Consider the following 15485-nt stretch of genomic DNA (forward strand, 5'->3'; position numbering starts at 1 on the left):
CAAAATTCCACAAAAGAACAATAATTTTAGCAAATTTTGTGGTATTATATAAACAGGATATTAGAGAAGAATAAGTTTGAGTTTATTAATAAAATTAACATAGTCTTTATAGGTATTTTTAAAAATGCTATATAAAAAGTAATGTTTAGCTAACAATATATTCAATTAACTTTTAAGATATAAACGTATAAATTTGAAAGAAATCGCGTAAAGCATTCATATATATTTTTATGGATTCAGTTTATGGGAATAATAATATTTAAATGCATATATGCACAAAAATTTTAGTAGTTAACTATAAAAAGGAGTGAATACTTATGTTCGTAGATACAGCCAAGATATTTGTAAAATCAGGAGATGGAGGAAATGGATCTATTTCTTTCAGAAGAGAAAAATATATACCTTTAGGTGGACCTGATGGAGGAGATGGAGGAAATGGAGGAAATATTATTCTTGTAGCAGATCCAAATATGACTACTCTTTTAGATTTTACATATAAAAAGAAATATGTAGCAGAAAGAGGTGGCAATGGAGAAGGCTCTAAATGTTTTGGTAAGGACGGAGAAGATTTATATATAAAGGTTCCTATGGGAACGGTAGTAAGAGATATTGCTACTGATAAAATAATGGTTGATTTATCTCATTCAGGAGATGAGTACGTAATAGCAAAAGGAGGAAGAGGAGGAAGAGGAAACGTAAGGTTTAAAACAGCTACTAGACAGGCGCCAGATTTTGCAGAACCAGGTATGCCTGGTGAAGAGAGATGGGTATCCTTAGAACTTAAAGTTCTTGCAGATGTTGGTCTACTGGGATTCCCAAACGTAGGAAAATCCACTTTACTTTCAGTAGTGACAAAGGCTAAACCTAAGATAGCTAATTATCATTTTACTACTTTAAATCCTAATCTTGGAGTTGTAGATATGCCAGGAGTTCCAAGCTTTGTAATTGCTGATATTCCAGGAATAATAGAAGGAGCTTCAGAAGGAGTAGGACTTGGAATAAAGTTTTTGAGACACATAGAGAGAACAAGACTTTTAATACATGTTGTTGACATATCAGGAGTAGAAGGAAGAGATCCTTTTGAAGACTTCTTAAAGATAAATGAAGAGCTTAAAAAATATAGTATAAAACTTTGGGATAGACCTCAAATAATAGCAGCAAATAAAAGTGATATGCTTTATGATGAAGAAATATTTGAAGATTTTAAGAAAAAAGTTGGAGAATTAGGATATGACAAAATATTTAAAATATCCGCAGCAACTAAAAATGGAGTAGAGGATTTAATGAAAGAAGCTGCGAGAATACTAAGCACTATTCCTATAGAAGATATAGAGATAAGTGAAGAAGATAAATTTGTACCTGAAGAAAAGAAATTTACTTACACTATAAAAGAGGAAGAAGAAGGCATATTTGTTGTTGAAGGAAGCTTTGTAGATAGATTATTAGCTAGTGTAAATGTAAATGACCCAGATGCATTAAGATATTTCCATAAAGTTTTAGCAAATAAAGGTGTTATGCAAGAGCTTGTAGAAATGGGAATTCAAGATGGAGATCTTGTTAGACTTAATGATTTTGAATTTGAATTTTTATTATAATTTGGAGGTTAAAGCCCTAAATGGGCTTTAACGGGCTGCCTAGCCTAGGAAACTGGCTAGGCAACCCAGTGATTTAATTGCTCAGTGTTACGACAAAAGGAGGAAAAATATGATTACAAGCAAGCAAAGAAGTTATTTAAGATCTTTAGCAAATACGCTAAATCCTATATTTCAAGTTGGCAAGGATGGTATAGAGGCAAATTTTTTAAAACAAATAGATGATGCTTTAGAGGCTAGAGAACTTATAAAAGTATCTATATTAAACAATAGTGAGTATGGTGCTAGAGAGGCTTCAGATGAAATCTGCAGTGAATTAGGGTGTGAAGGAGTTCAAAGTATAGGAAATAAAATTGTGCTTTATAGAAGATCTAAAAAGAACCCGAGAATAGAGTTGCCATAAAGCAGGAGCGAATATATGATTAAGAAAGCTATTTTTGGCGGAACCTTTGATCCTATTCATAATGGACACCTTTATATAGCTTACGAAGCATTGTATAAGCTTGGATTAGATAAAATAATATTTATGCCCTCTGGTAATCCTCCACATAAACTTGGGAAAACCATAACTGATGGATTCTTAAGATATGAAATGGTAAAAATGGCGACAAGAGGGGAAGAACGATTTGATATAAGTGACTATGAAATAAGAAAATCTAATCTGAGCTATACTTATGAGACACTAAAATACTTTAACAATATTGAGCCAGACACAGCATGGCATTTTCTTACCGGTGTGGACTGTCTAATGGATATTGATAATTGGAAAAATTCTGAGGAGATTTTTAAACTTTGTAAATTTATAGTATTTAACAGACCGGGATACAGTATGAAAAATATACAAGAGCAGAAAAATAAGGTTGAAAAAAGATATGCTAACGAGATAATATTCCTAGATGTACCTCTTTTAGATATTTCATCAACTAATATAAGAAATGCTGTAATGAAAGAAAAGAATGTAAGTTATCTTTTGCCGGAAAGCGTTTATAATACTATTAAACAATTAAATCTTTATCTTGATATAAGGTGAGTTGTATTATTTGTAATTAATTATTTTGGAGTGATTAAGGGATGTGGAGCGAGGATAGAATTCAAGATTATTTAAAACAGAATCTTAAATATAAAAGATATGAGCATAGTTTAAGTGTAAGAGATACAGCAGTTAAACTAGCGAAAATTTATAATGTAGATATTGAAAAAGCAAAAATAGCTGGCCTGGTACATGATTGTGCTAAAAATATGAATGATGAACAGCTATTGAATATAGCATTGAATCATAAAATAAGAATAGATGAAGTATGTAAAGAAAGTCCCCAGCTAATTCATGGGACAGTTGGAGCAATACTCGCTAATGAAATAATGGGTATCAGCGATGAAGAAACCCTTAATGCTATTGCTTATCATACTACTGGAAGAAAAAATATGAGTATGCTTGATAAAATAATATATATAGCTGATTATATAGAACCCTTGAGAAACTTTCCGGGGGTTGAAGAATTGAGAAATATAGCTTTTAAAAATATAGATAAAGCACTGCTGAAGTCTTTTGATAATACTATAAAATTTGTCATTGATAGAGGGCAACTTTTGCATTTTGATACTATAGAAGCTAGAAATTATGTACTTTCTATAAAATAATTTAAAAATTTATATACAAAACCAAAGATTTTGATATAATAGTAGTGTTTGGAGAAATTTATAATAAAGAGATAATAAGTATTAACTTACTTATGTTATTAAAATATTAGGAGGATTCATAATTATGGAAAAGAAAATAATAAGCACAACAAATGCTCCAGGAGCAGTAGGACCTTATTCACAAGCTGTTAAAGTTGGAAACTTAGTATTTACATCAGGACAAATTCCACTAGATCCAGCAACTGGTGATTTAGTTGGTGGAGATGTACAAAAAGCTACTGAAAGATCATTAGAAAACGTAAAAGCTATTCTTGAAGCAGCTGGAACATCATTAGACAAAGTTATTAAAACAACTGTATTCGTAAAGAATATGAGTGATTTTGCTGCTGTTAACGAAATTTACGCAAAGTATTTCCAAAAAGATATGCCTGCAAGATCATGTGTGCAAGTAGTACTTCCAAAGGATGCCTTAGTTGAAATAGAAGTAATTGCATTAGCTGAGTAATCTAACTTACATATGAGAGTGAACTTTTAAAGTTCACTCTTTTATATAGGACTCAAAGCCTGGAAATCTTTGAAATTCTGTATATATTAAAAATAATTTTATATTTGATATTAGTCACGTTCAAATAAATAGCAAGCCAGTGGGAAATTATGTTTTGTCTCGTTATTTAATTTGATGTGTCTTAATTGTGAGGAAATAACATGAAGGAAAATAAGCTTATATTTAGGGTTGCAGCTGAAGATGAAGGACTAAAACTTAGAGAATATCTAAAATCTAAACAAAAGTTATCCAGCAGGCTTATAAAAGGTGCAGCTATAGAAGGAAGGATAACTGTAAATGAAAAAATAACTAAGTTAAACTATGTAGTTAAGCATAATGATGAAATAGGGTTTAATGTAGCTAAAGAAGAAGGTCAAAATATAGATCCAGAAAAAATGGATATTGAAGTGGTTTACGAGGACATTGATATCATTGTAGTAAATAAACGACCAGGAATAGTAGTTCATCCTACAAAGAGTTATCCTAATGGAACATTAGCTAATGGACTATTATACTACTTTAAAGAAAAAGGCGAGAACTGTATTGTGAGACTAGTAAGCAGGCTTGACATGGATACATCAGGATTAATTATGATAGCTAAGAATCAGTTCTCGCATATGGCCCTGGCACGAGACATGAGCAATGAGAATTTTGAAAAGAGTTATTTAGCAATTGTGCATGGTAATATGAAAGAAAAACAGGGAACTATTAATCTTCCTATATATAGAACTGGCGGAGATACTATAAAAAGAATTGTAGATGAGAGAGGCCAGGAAAGTGTAACGCATTTTAAAGTAGTAGAAAGCTTTAATAAAGGTGATTTGGTAGAGCTTACTTTAGAAACAGGCCGAACACACCAAATAAGAGTACATTTAACTCATCTTGGACATCCGTTATATGGAGACAGTTTATATGGAATTGAGGATGATAGTGATTATATAGAAAGACAGGCCCTTCATGCCTATAAATTAAAATTTCCACATCCAAGGACTGGAGATATCTTAAATTTAGAGACAGATATACCAGAAGATATGAAAGAACTATTAGATAAAATTAAGAGCTGATGATAAGCAAAAGGCTAAAATCATCAGCTCCTTATTTTATAAATTTTTACCAATTAATTTAAGTTTTTTTAAGATTAATATAAGCACTGCAAAGATTACAATTATAGCAGGTATTATATATTGAAGTTTTAAAAAGTTACCTTCAAGTAATTTAGATTGAAATACTTGTTTTAATTGATGATTATTTCCACTTGATAGTTTTAAAGTACCAATATTTTTATTATCTAAGGTGATAGTTGCTTCACTAACTATATCACCTTGTTTGAAATTTTTATCAGATAAGTTTTTATTATTTACATCAAATTTAGTATTAGGATTGCTACCCTTCTCCTTAACATAATAAAAGTCAGTGGAAGCAAGCAAAGGTATATTATCATCATCTTTAGTATAAGTTGTTACTAAGTCTCCTTTAGAAAATAAACGAACAAGCTCAAAATTATTAAACCCATAATTAAATAAAGCGGCGGCATCTGGGAAAAATGTCTTTTCCTTATCATGAATTAAAGCTACTATAAGGGTTTGACCATTTCTTGTTGCACAGGATACATAAGAATGTTGAGATTGAACAGTATATCCTGTTTTACCACCTTGGCAACCTTCATAATAAAGGTTAGAAGATTTTTGTATTAACTTATTTTCATTCCATAGAGGACGCTCCGATGAACTCTTATTAGTGGTTGGTATTTTATAAAAACTTGTAGTAGCAATTTTGGTGTACTCTGGATGCTTTGACAGCTCTCTCATTATAAGAGCTAAATCCATAGCAGAAGTTTTATGTTTATCATTATATAAACCACTAGGGTTAACAAAGTTAGTATTTTTACATCCTAGTTCTAAAGCTCTTTTATTCATTTCTTCTGCGAATTTATCAGTAGACCCGCTTATATGTTCAGCAAGAGCTTCTGCACAATCATTACCAGAAACAAGGAGCAGACCATATAATAAATCCTGAACCTTTAATTCTTCACCTTCAAATAAATATATTTTACTTCCATCAGCCAATGGAGGATTTTTACCAACCTTAACTACATCATCTAGTTTGGTTTTTTCTAAAGTCAAAAGTGCAGTCATTAGTTTGGTTGTAGACGCAGGAGGATAAGCTCCATACGCATTTTTTGCATACAGTACTTCACCGCTTTGAGCATCCATTAAAACAACACCATCTGCAGATACAGCTGGTGGATTATCTTTAGCAAAGGTTATATAGTTAATATTTGAAAAAATAAGCATAAACGATACTATAAAGGTTATTAATTTTCGCATTTTAGCCTCCTAAAACATTGTTAATCATAATTATATCAAAAAAAGACAGCTTATGCGACAGAATTTTTATAAACCTGTCAATAATCTAAATATATAAGTAAAATATCATATATTAGGAGGGGAAAATGAGAAATAAGAAAAAAATTATTGGTTCAGTTATCATACTAATTATATTCGCCATATTTTTAGGTGTTGGATATTATATATCAAAACCGTCTAAAGAATTAAATAGTAAAGAAGTATTTAATGAAACAACTTCTATAGAAAGTAAAGATAATAAAGAAATAACAGTATACATAAATGGAGAAGTAAAGAATCCTGGAGTTTACAAAATAAAAAATGATAGTAGAATAGAGGAATTAGTAAAGATGTCAGGAGGATTTACTGAGAGTGCGGATAGGTTTAAACTAAATTTAGCAAAAAAATTAAGAGATGAAGACTACATATATGTAGATAAAAAAGTTGAAGGTCAAGCTAATGCTATTAGTAATTCTACACAATCATCAGCTGGTACTAGTTCTGCACAAGGAGGCAAGATAAATATAAATTCTGCTTCAAAAGAGGAGTTGAAAACTATTCCGGGTATAGGAGATGTCACAGCTCAAAAAATTATTGAGTATAGAGAGAAAAATGGTAATTTTTCAACCGTCGAAGATTTAAAAAAAATTGACAGGATAGGAGAGAAAACTCTAGATAAGATGAAAGATAAAATGGATGTTAGATAATATAAAAATTTTGCGAGGCAAAATTTTTATCAGAGGACAATTGACAGAGGACAGAGGACAGTGAAGGTGAGTTTTCTTCCTTACGTCAGAAAACTAATTTATTTTTTTAGGCTTGTTTTGCTAAAGTAAAACATCGCTAACTTATATAAATTTAAAGATTTTTCGTAGTGTAGCGGAGAAAAATCCTCCTTCACTGTCCTCTGTCAATTGTCCTCTGTCCTCTAAAAAATAATACGTCGTATTATTTTTATAGAATATAGGTAAATTGTTTAAAAAATAAGCAAAGTATTATATAATAAAGTAAAACTTGAAAAATTTTGACGGGAGGTGTCAATATGACAGAAAAAAGGCTTACAGAGTTAACGAAGACATCAGGATGAGCGGCTAAAATAGGGCCGGAGACCCTATCAAAAATACTAGGTAAATTACCTAAGATGGAAGATAAAAACTTAATAGTTGGAATAGAAACCTCTGATGATGCAGCTGTTTATAAATTAAATGACGAAATGGCAGTTATACAAACATTAGATTTTTTTACGCCTGTAGTAGATGATCCTTATACTTTTGGTCAAATCGCTGCAGCGAATTCTATAAGTGACGTTTATGCAATGGGTGGTAAGCCCACAGTAGCTTTAAATATAGTGTGTTTTCCGAATTGTTTATCTATAGATATTCTAGGTGAAATATTAAGAGGTGGAGCAGATAAGGTAATTGAAGCAGGTGCAGTAGTTATTGGTGGTCATACAGTAGAAGATGACGAGCCAAAGTATGGGTTATCTGTAATGGGGATGGTTCATCCAAATAAAATTTTGAAAAACTTTGGTTCAAAAGTTGGAGAGAATGTTATTATAACTAAACCATTAGGTACTGGAATAATAAACACTGCTATAAAAGGAGAAATAGCATCTAAAGAAGCATATGATATGGCAGTAAAAGTTATGTCCACATTAAATAAGTATGCAGGAGAAATAATAGTAAATTATAATGTTTCAGCATGTACAGATGTAACTGGTTTTGGGCTAATGGGGCATGGATATGAAATGGCATCAGCCTCAGGGGTTACATTAAGATTATATAAAGATAAAATACCTTATATTAAAGAGGCAAAAGAATATGCAGAGATGGGTCTTGTGCCAGCAGGTTCTTACAACAATAGAAGATATATAGAAGGTAAATTTGAATTTAATGATACGCCAGAGTGGATGAAAGATATATTATTTGATCCTCAGACATCAGGAGGGCTTTTGATAACCTGCTCAAAAGAAGAAAGTGATAAAATGATGAAGGAACTTTTACAATTAGAAATACCATCAGCAGTTATAGGGGAAGTAATACCACAGCAAGGTGAAAATTACATAATAATAGAATAGCTTAAAAGGTGGGGATAAAGTGGAAAAAAATCAATTATTGAGAAATCTACCTAAGATAGATGAACTCTTAAAAGAAGAAATTGTAGTTAATGAATTAAGTTCTACAATGAGGACTATCGTCGTTGAGTCCTTAAGAGAAACTATAGATAGTTACAGAGATCTTATATTAAAGGATGATATAAAGGAATATTCAAAGGAAGATATTCTAAAAAGTTTTTTAGAGCTTTTAAGTGATAAAAAAGGTTCAAATTTCAAAAAAGTTATAAATGCAGCAGGTGTAGTTATACATACAAATTTAGGAAGATCACTACTCGCTAAAAAGGCTTTAGAAAACGTTATTAATGTAGCTGACAACTTCAATAATCTTGAATATGATTTAAAAAAAGGTCAAAGAGGTTCAAGATATAGTCATGTAGAGGAACTTATTAAAAAAGTAACTGGTGCAGAAGCTGCAGTAGTTGTAAACAATAATGCAGCAGCAGTTATGCTGGCGTTAAATACTTTATGCAAGGATAAAGAAGCAATTGTTTCTCGTGGCCAGTTAGTTGAAATAGGAGGTTCTTTTAGAGTACCTGATGTTATGACTTTTAGTGGAGCAAAGCTTGTAGAAGTAGGAACAACCAATAGAACTCATTTATATGATTATGAAAATAATATAAATGAAAATACAGGTGTTTTATTAAAGGTACATACATCTAACTTTAAAATTCTTGGATTTACAGAAGATGTATCCGTAGAGGAATTGGTTGAGATTGGAAATAAAAAGGATATACCAGTAATTGAGGACATAGGAAGTGGTACGCTAGTAGACTTTTCTAAATACGGATTTACCTACGAACCAACTGTACAAGAAAGTATCAGAAAAGGAGCTGACGTAGTAACCTTTAGTGGAGATAAAATGCTTGGGGGACCGCAAGCAGGTATAATTATAGGTAAAAAGAAGTATATAGATAAAATGAAAAAAAATCAGCTTACGAGGGCATTAAGAATAGATAAAATGACTCTTGCGGCACTAGAGGGAACTCTTAAATACTACTTAGATGAAAGTGAAGCAGTAAAAAATATACCTACACTACATATGATACTGAGTTCTAAAGAGGAACATAAAAAGAGAGCACAAAGGCTTAAGAGAAAACTTCAAAATAAAGTAAATAATTTTAAATTTGCTTTAGAAGAAGATTATTCCATGGTAGGCGGGGGATCGATGCCAGCGGAAAGAATCGAAACTTATGTCATAAAAGTTAAAAGTGATAAGTTTTCTCCGCAGGAATTAGAAAGAAAGTTAAGGGAAAATGAGACACCTATAATAATTAGAGTATCAAATAATGAAGTGGTTTTAGACTTGAGAACCATTTTTGATAAGGATTTTGATACAATCGTTGATGCTTTTGATGCACTGGATTAAAAGGATAGGGAGAGCGGGTGGTAAATTATGAAGCATATTATAGTTGGCACAGCTGGACATATAGATCATGGAAAGACTACTCTCATTAAGGCTTTAACTGGCAGGGAAACAGATACTTTGAGAGAAGAAAAAGAAAGAGGAATATCTATAAATCTTGGATTTACATTCTTTGATCTACCATCAGGGAAAAGAGCAGGAATTATAGATGTACCTGGACACGAAAAGTTTATAAAGAATATGCTAGCTGGTATAAGCAGTATTGACATAGTTTTATTAGTAATAGCAGCAGATGAAGGAATAATGCCTCAAACAAGAGAACATTTTGAAATCCTTCAATTATTAGATGTTAAGAAGGGGATAGTGGTTCTCACTAAAGCAGATTTAGTTGATGAAGAGTGGCTTACAATGATAAAAGAAGATATTAGAAAGGAATTCAAGGGAACATTTCTTGAGGATGCTCCTATGCATTCTGTATCTTCTAAAACTGGCGCTGGATTAGAGGCACTTATAAAAAATATAGATGAATTTACAGAAGAGGTTGAAGCTAAAGATACGCAGGGACATTTTAGACTTCCTGTAGATAGAGTTTTTTCTGTAAGTGGTTTTGGTACAGTAGTAACAGGAACTGTAATAAGTGGTTCTATTAAGGAAGGTCAAACTATAGAAGTTTATCCATCAAAGGTTGTATCTAAAGTAAGAGGAATTCAGATACATGATCAGCCTGCAAAAATTGCAGAAGCGGGCCAAAGATGTGCTGTAAATATAGCAAACGTAAAGGTTAGTGATGTTGGAAGAGGAGATGTAGTATCTGTAGAGAACTTAATGGAACCATCTCTAATGGTTGACTGTAAGCTATATTATTTAAAGAGTGCACCAAGACCTTTAGAAAATAGGCAGAGAGTAAGACTTTATCATGGAACTAGCGAGATTATATGTAGAGTAGTAATATTGGATAAAGAGCAAGTAGAACCTGGAGAAGAAGCATACGTACAATTGAGATTAGAGAATCCTCTAACTGCTCAGAGAAATGATAGGTATGTAATTAGAAGCTATTCTCCTATGGATACTATAGGTGGAGGATCTATTATTGAACCTCTTGCTAAAAAAGCAAAAAGATTTAACAAAGAATATATAGAAGAGCTAAAGATAAAAGAAAGTGGAAAAACAGAAAGCATATTAGAAAACACTATCAAAAATTTAAGTGAAGGATATCCGAGAGCTGTAGATATATTAAAAGCTTTAGGAAAAAATGAAGAAAACATTGAGAATAATCTAGAACAGTTAATTAATGATAAAAAGATAGTAAAATTTGATACTGGTGATAAAGCTATATATCTTCACAGTGAATTTATTAGTGAAAAAGTAGCAGAACTAGAGAATATATTAAATAAATATCACAAAGAAAATCCGCTTAAGTGGGGAATATCGAAAGAAGAAATAAAAAATAAAATATTTGGAAAAGCAATAAAACAGAAAATTTATGATCAGATGATCGAAATGCTTATAAATTCTCAGACTATAAACATGCATGGCAGCTTTATTTCACTACCTGATTTTACAATAAATTATACAAAAGATCAAAAGTTGATAAGGGAAAATATTATAAAAGCATTTAAAGCCGCTAAATTTTCACCGCCAAAGTACAATGAACTTGAGGCTGAACAAAATGACAGTAAAAACTTTAAAATGGTTTTTCAATCTATAATGGATGAAGGTGCTTTGATTAAGGTATCTGAAGATTGTTTTTTCCTTTTAGAAGATTATAATAAAGTAAAAGACCTAATTATAAGATTTATAACAGATAACGGAAGTATAACTTTAGCACAACTAAGAGACGAACTAGATACAAGTAGAAAATATGCTATGTCACTTATAGAACACTTTGACAGCATAAAGTTAACTAAGAGATTAGAAGATAAGAGAGTACTTTATTAAAATCATATTTTTCTATACTTATTGAGGTATTATTAAAAGTAATACAATTAATTACATAATGTGATGTTATATAATGCTGAAAAATGTTGACATAATAATTTTTATAAATTATAATACTTTATGTAATTAGATTTGGGAGTAGATAGGTGCTGGTGTGCCTGCCGGTCTTCAAAACCGTTCTGCCGTGCTAAGACCACGACGGGTGGGTTCGATTCCCACATATTCCCGCCAATTTAAAAAGATAACCTCTAAGCTAGTAATATTAATGTGTTACAAAGTTTAGAGGTTTTTTTTGTTTTTAAGATATACAGAAATGTAACAATTTGGTCATGATTTTGTAATAATTGGAAAATATAATAATAATTGTCCTAAGCTAATAAAAGCTTAGAGGAAAGATTCTCTAAAGAAATAAATATTTGATATAAGCACTAGTGAAGTACTAGTGCTTATTGTTTTACAAATACATATTTTCTGAAGTACTAGTAGAAATACTGGTACTTATTTTTTTAGAAAGAAGAGCGCAAGAGGTAATAAAAAGCGACTTAAGGCGTAAACACCTATAGCTTAGGAAAAAACATATAATCTGGTTGAACGCTATTTTATTGAAAAATATATTTAATGCTAAATTGATAATTTTGAACCATCTAAAATTCATATTTATAAAATATTTAACTAATAAAATTGATATAATTTTACCATAACTAAATTTTTTTTAATATAAATACAAAAATAAAGGTTGAATTTCATTTTGATGTTTCTAACAGAAAGAAGTTATGATATAATCAAATTGGTCGATATTTACAAAACATTTAATAAAAGGAGAATGCAAAATGGAAAGGCTAAATAGAACGCAAAAGATATTAAAAGATAATAAATGGGATGCTTTGTTTTTAGTAAAAAGAGCTAATGTGAATTACATAAGTAGATTTTCTGATGAATCAGCATATGCGTTAATAGGTACAGATAATCAGTTTTTTATAACTGATGGAAGATTTTTTGAACTTGCACAAGAGGAATGTAAAGGTTTTCAAATAGTAAATTGGCAAAAGATTGGGACAAGCATTGTAGATGCAGTTAAGGAAATATGCAAAAGTAATGGTATAAAGAAACTAGGATTTGAAAGAGCTACAACCTCTTATGACTTATATGATAAACTTCAAAATAGTATGCCTGATGTTGAGCTTATTCCTACTAATAATGTAATAGAAGATTTAAGATATGTAAAAGATGAAGAAGAAATAGAAATATTAAAGGAAGCTTCTAGAATCACAGATAAATCCTTTGAAGATATATTAAACTTTATAAAACCTGGAATGACAGAAAATGAAGTAGCTGCTAAATTAGAATACATAATAAAATCAAATGGAGCAAGTGGGGTTGGTTTCGAAACAATATTAATTTCCGGCAAAAAGACATCTCTGCCTCATGGAAAGCCAAATGATAAAGTTATAGAAAAAGGTGATTTTGTTACTTTAGACTTTGGAGCATTGTATAAGGGATATACATCTGACATGACAAGAACTATAGTGGTTGGTACTGCGAATGAAAAACAGATAGAAATATATAATATTGTTAAAAAAGCACAGCAAGTTGGGTTAGATACAATAAAGGCAGGGGTTACATCAAAAGCACCTGATGATAAAATAAGAGAAATTGTAAAAGATTATGTTGAATATTATTATCCTGGTATTGGACATGGTGTTGGAAGAGAGCTACATGAACAGCCTTTCCTTGGGAAAAATGGAGATAGGATAATAGAAAAGAATTGTATTATTACCGTAGAGCCAGGAATTTATATTCCTAATTGGGGTGGAGTAAGAATAGAAGATACAATTATTGTAACTGAGACAGGAAATGAAAGACTAACTAAGTCTTCCAAAGATTTAATTTGTGTATAAAAATACTTAGAGATTAATAACGATTAAGCAAGGACTTTCGAAAAACAGAAATCCTTGCTTTATATTTCATAAATATAATGAAATTTTAAAATGATAATCTTGCATAAAATTGCATAAGTATGAAAATTATTTAAGTATATGTGTAATAATTTAAAATTAATACAAGAGAATTTAAGTGTAAATAAAATTTTTGAAAAAATATCTTGCAAAAATATGAAGTTTGTGTAATAATTTATATTAGTTGTAATAAATGTAATTTTATATTAAAAAATACATAAATGTAAAAATAATTGAAGAATTATGTTTTAATAAAAGTCAAAGTAGTTCATATGAAGCTGTATTCAATAATAGTATTTTGGGGGCATGATATGAGTTATTAACTCAGTCATATATTTATTATCTAGAATGGAGGGTTTTTTATGAATGGACAAACATCTACTCCGGTAGAGGTAAAGCAAAAGCATCCTGCGGCACTTTATTTATTAGGATTAACCTTTACCTTTGAAAGATTTGCTTACTACGGAGGTAAGCCGATTATTGTATATTTTCTAGCATATTCGCTAACAGTGGGAGGACTTGGTATTTCTAAAACTGAGGCAACAGTTATAGCAGCGAACTTAGGAGCTTTCACTTACCTGGCTCCAATATTTGGAGGTATTATTGCAGATAAATGGTTAGGACCAAGATATTGTGTAATATTAGGATCAATTATTATGAGTATAGGTTGGTCTTTGGGTTATTTTGCTACTAGTGCAGCATGGATTAATGCACTTATCATAGTGGTATCTATTGGTACAGGTTTATTTAAAGGAAACATAAATACTATGGTTGGTGAACTGTATGAAAAGGATGATCCACGTAAGGATATGGCATTTTCAATTACTTATTCATTTGTTAATGGAGGAGCTTTCGTTGGCTCTCTTACAATGGCTACTGCGTATATTTATCTATTTGGAAAGAGAAATGCCTCTGGAGAAGTTTTACTTTACGGATTCAGGCAAAGTTATCTATTAGCAGCAGCAGTCTGTTTAATTTCACTATTTGCATTTTTGATAGCTTGTAGAAGTTTAGGTGATGCAGGAAAGAGACCTAATTGCTTAGCTAATCCAAATAATAAAGAAGTACAAAAAGTAGATCATAGCAAGCCTTTAACTAAAAAAGAAAGAAATCAAGTTGCTGTCATTCTTATTTTAGCAACATTCTCAATATTCTTCTGGTTATTCTATAATCAAGCAGAAACTTCCTTGTTATTATATATAGATAAATACACAAACTTTAATGTAGGAGGCTTTAAAGTACCGCCTACATGGACTACAACTTCCTTTAATGGATTACTTTGTGTTGTCTTAGCAGCGCCAATGGCTGCAATTTGGGCAGCAATTTCTAAGAAAAGAAAAGGTGTAGACTTTACTATGACACAAAAGATAGCTTTAGGATATATATTCTTAGCTATAGGATTTTTAGTTATGGTAGGAGCTGAATTTGCAAGAGGTGGAAATGAAGGTGCTAACTCAAGTATCTTATGGATATTAATGTTTACATTAATGCAAACTATAGGAGAACTATGTTTCTCACCACTAGGAACATCAGTAGTAAGTAGAACTGCACCTGCTAAGTATTTATCATTACTAATGGGTGTATGGTTCTTCGCTACATTCGTAGCTCAAAAGGGATCAGGATATATAGAAACATTTATAGTAAAATTTGGAACTATGCAAATATTTATACTTATACCAAGTATTCTTCTTGTTGGTGCAGTTATACTGCTTGCTTGTAATAAGAAAATTACAGAGCTTACTGAGTAATTCAACAAGTAAATATATAATAAGACGAAACTGCCTCATAAATAGGGAGTGATTCCTATTATGAGGCAGTTTTTTGGTATTAAAAACACACCTAATATGCATGCCTTTCACCAAAAGACTTTTCTTTTTTATAGAATTTTAATTAAAAGCTCAAAGATTAGCTACATTTTTTGATTATATCAATTCTGCAATCATCTATTATATTTATAATCAAGGGATTTCATGAAAATGTAAGTTTTTTAATTG

The 15485-nt window shown here is 30.9% G+C and carries 13 protein-coding genes and 1 tRNA gene; 13 read left to right on the top strand and 1 reads right to left on the bottom strand.

Translation table 11 applies throughout. The features are described 5' to 3' along the window. The first annotated feature begins 317 nt into the window (after window positions 1-317). From obgE to I6U51_RS03075, 6 genes are all read left to right on the top strand, one after another. Entirely contained in the window at window positions 318-1595 is a 1278-nt protein-coding gene (obgE, locus tag I6U51_RS03050; protein WP_211141128.1) for a GTPase ObgE, read from the top strand. A 109-nt stretch (window positions 1596-1704) separates the two neighbouring features. Then, window positions 1705-1995 carry a ribosome assembly RNA-binding protein YhbY gene (gene yhbY, locus I6U51_RS03055; protein ID WP_211141129.1) on the top strand — a complete coding sequence of 97 codons (291 nt, stop codon included), beginning with the start codon at window positions 1705-1707 and terminating at the stop codon, window positions 1993-1995. Between the two features lie 15 nt (window positions 1996-2010). After that, window positions 2011-2622 carry a nicotinate-nucleotide adenylyltransferase gene (nadD, locus tag I6U51_RS03060; RefSeq protein ID WP_211141130.1) on the top strand — a complete coding sequence of 204 codons (612 nt, stop codon included), beginning with the start codon at window positions 2011-2013 and terminating at the stop codon, window positions 2620-2622. 41 nt (window positions 2623-2663) lie between these two features. Next, a complete protein-coding gene (gene yqeK, locus I6U51_RS03065; RefSeq protein ID WP_211141131.1) occupies window positions 2664-3230 on the top strand; it encodes a bis(5'-nucleosyl)-tetraphosphatase (symmetrical) YqeK in 567 nt (188 codons plus the stop codon). A 124-nt stretch (window positions 3231-3354) separates the two neighbouring features. Then, on the top strand, window positions 3355-3735 hold the full coding sequence (locus I6U51_RS03070) for a RidA family protein (RefSeq protein ID WP_178906019.1): 381 nt from the start codon (window positions 3355-3357) through the stop codon (window positions 3733-3735). Window positions 3736-3935: 200 nt separating this feature from the next. After that, entirely contained in the window at window positions 3936-4838 is a 903-nt protein-coding gene (locus I6U51_RS03075; protein ID WP_211141132.1) for an RluA family pseudouridine synthase, read from the top strand. A gap of 36 nt (window positions 4839-4874) precedes the next feature. On the opposite strand, the gene I6U51_RS03080 is transcribed toward I6U51_RS03075, so the two are convergent. Next, on the bottom strand, window positions 4875-6101 hold the full coding sequence (locus I6U51_RS03080) for a D-alanyl-D-alanine carboxypeptidase family protein (protein ID WP_211141133.1): 1227 nt from the start codon (window positions 6099-6101) through the stop codon (window positions 4875-4877). 125 nt (window positions 6102-6226) lie between these two features. Here I6U51_RS03080 and I6U51_RS03085 point away from each other — a divergent pair, with 125 nt between their 5' ends. The 7 genes from I6U51_RS03085 to I6U51_RS03115 all read left to right on the top strand — a co-directional run bounded on the left by I6U51_RS03085 (window position 6227) and on the right by I6U51_RS03115 (window position 15239). Next, window positions 6227-6826 (top strand): helix-hairpin-helix domain-containing protein, encoded by a 600-nt coding sequence (locus I6U51_RS03085; protein ID WP_211141134.1) that lies wholly within the window; start codon window positions 6227-6229, stop codon window positions 6824-6826. A gap of 335 nt (window positions 6827-7161) precedes the next feature. Continuing rightward, window positions 7162-8196 carry a selenide, water dikinase SelD gene (selD, locus tag I6U51_RS03090; protein WP_211141135.1) on the top strand — a complete coding sequence of 345 codons (1035 nt, stop codon included), beginning with the start codon at window positions 7162-7164 and terminating at the stop codon, window positions 8194-8196. 19 nt (window positions 8197-8215) lie between these two features. Next, entirely contained in the window at window positions 8216-9601 is a 1386-nt protein-coding gene (selA, locus tag I6U51_RS03095) for an L-seryl-tRNA(Sec) selenium transferase (RefSeq protein ID WP_211141136.1), read from the top strand. Window positions 9602-9628: 27 nt separating this feature from the next. Further along, a complete protein-coding gene (selB, locus tag I6U51_RS03100) occupies window positions 9629-11536 on the top strand; it encodes a selenocysteine-specific translation elongation factor (RefSeq protein ID WP_211141137.1) in 1908 nt (635 codons plus the stop codon). A gap of 134 nt (window positions 11537-11670) precedes the next feature. After that, a tRNA-Sec gene (locus I6U51_RS03105) sits at window positions 11671-11767 on the top strand. Window positions 11768-12366: 599 nt separating this feature from the next. Further along, entirely contained in the window at window positions 12367-13434 is a 1068-nt protein-coding gene (locus I6U51_RS03110) for a M24 family metallopeptidase (protein WP_211141138.1), read from the top strand. Between the two features lie 419 nt (window positions 13435-13853). Beyond that, on the top strand, window positions 13854-15239 hold the full coding sequence (locus tag I6U51_RS03115) for a peptide MFS transporter (RefSeq protein WP_211141139.1): 1386 nt from the start codon (window positions 13854-13856) through the stop codon (window positions 15237-15239). Window positions 15240-15485 lie beyond the last annotated feature (246 nt).

The organism is Clostridium aciditolerans (genome assembly GCF_016316925.1).
GTDB classification, from domain to species: Bacteria; Bacillota; Clostridia; order Clostridiales; family Clostridiaceae; genus Clostridium_AM; species Clostridium_AM aciditolerans.

Coding starts and splice junctions, on each gene's coding strand:
- obgE (WP_211141128.1), top strand. CDS start 318: ATGTTCGTAGATACAGCCAAGATATTTGTAAAATCAGGAGATGGAGGA.
- yhbY (WP_211141129.1), top strand. CDS start 1,705: ATGATTACAAGCAAGCAAAGAAGTTATTTAAGATCTTTAGCAAATACG.
- nadD (WP_211141130.1), top strand. CDS start 2,011: ATGATTAAGAAAGCTATTTTTGGCGGAACCTTTGATCCTATTCATAAT.
- yqeK (WP_211141131.1), top strand. CDS start 2,664: ATGTGGAGCGAGGATAGAATTCAAGATTATTTAAAACAGAATCTTAAA.
- I6U51_RS03070 (WP_178906019.1), top strand. CDS start 3,355: ATGGAAAAGAAAATAATAAGCACAACAAATGCTCCAGGAGCAGTAGGA.
- I6U51_RS03075 (WP_211141132.1), top strand. CDS start 3,936: ATGAAGGAAAATAAGCTTATATTTAGGGTTGCAGCTGAAGATGAAGGA.
- I6U51_RS03080 (WP_211141133.1), bottom strand. CDS start 6,101: ATGCGAAAATTAATAACCTTTATAGTATCGTTTATGCTTATTTTTTCA.
- I6U51_RS03085 (WP_211141134.1), top strand. CDS start 6,227: ATGAGAAATAAGAAAAAAATTATTGGTTCAGTTATCATACTAATTATA.
- selB (WP_211141137.1), top strand. CDS start 9,629: ATGAAGCATATTATAGTTGGCACAGCTGGACATATAGATCATGGAAAG.
- I6U51_RS03110 (WP_211141138.1), top strand. CDS start 12,367: ATGGAAAGGCTAAATAGAACGCAAAAGATATTAAAAGATAATAAATGG.
- I6U51_RS03115 (WP_211141139.1), top strand. CDS start 13,854: ATGAATGGACAAACATCTACTCCGGTAGAGGTAAAGCAAAAGCATCCT.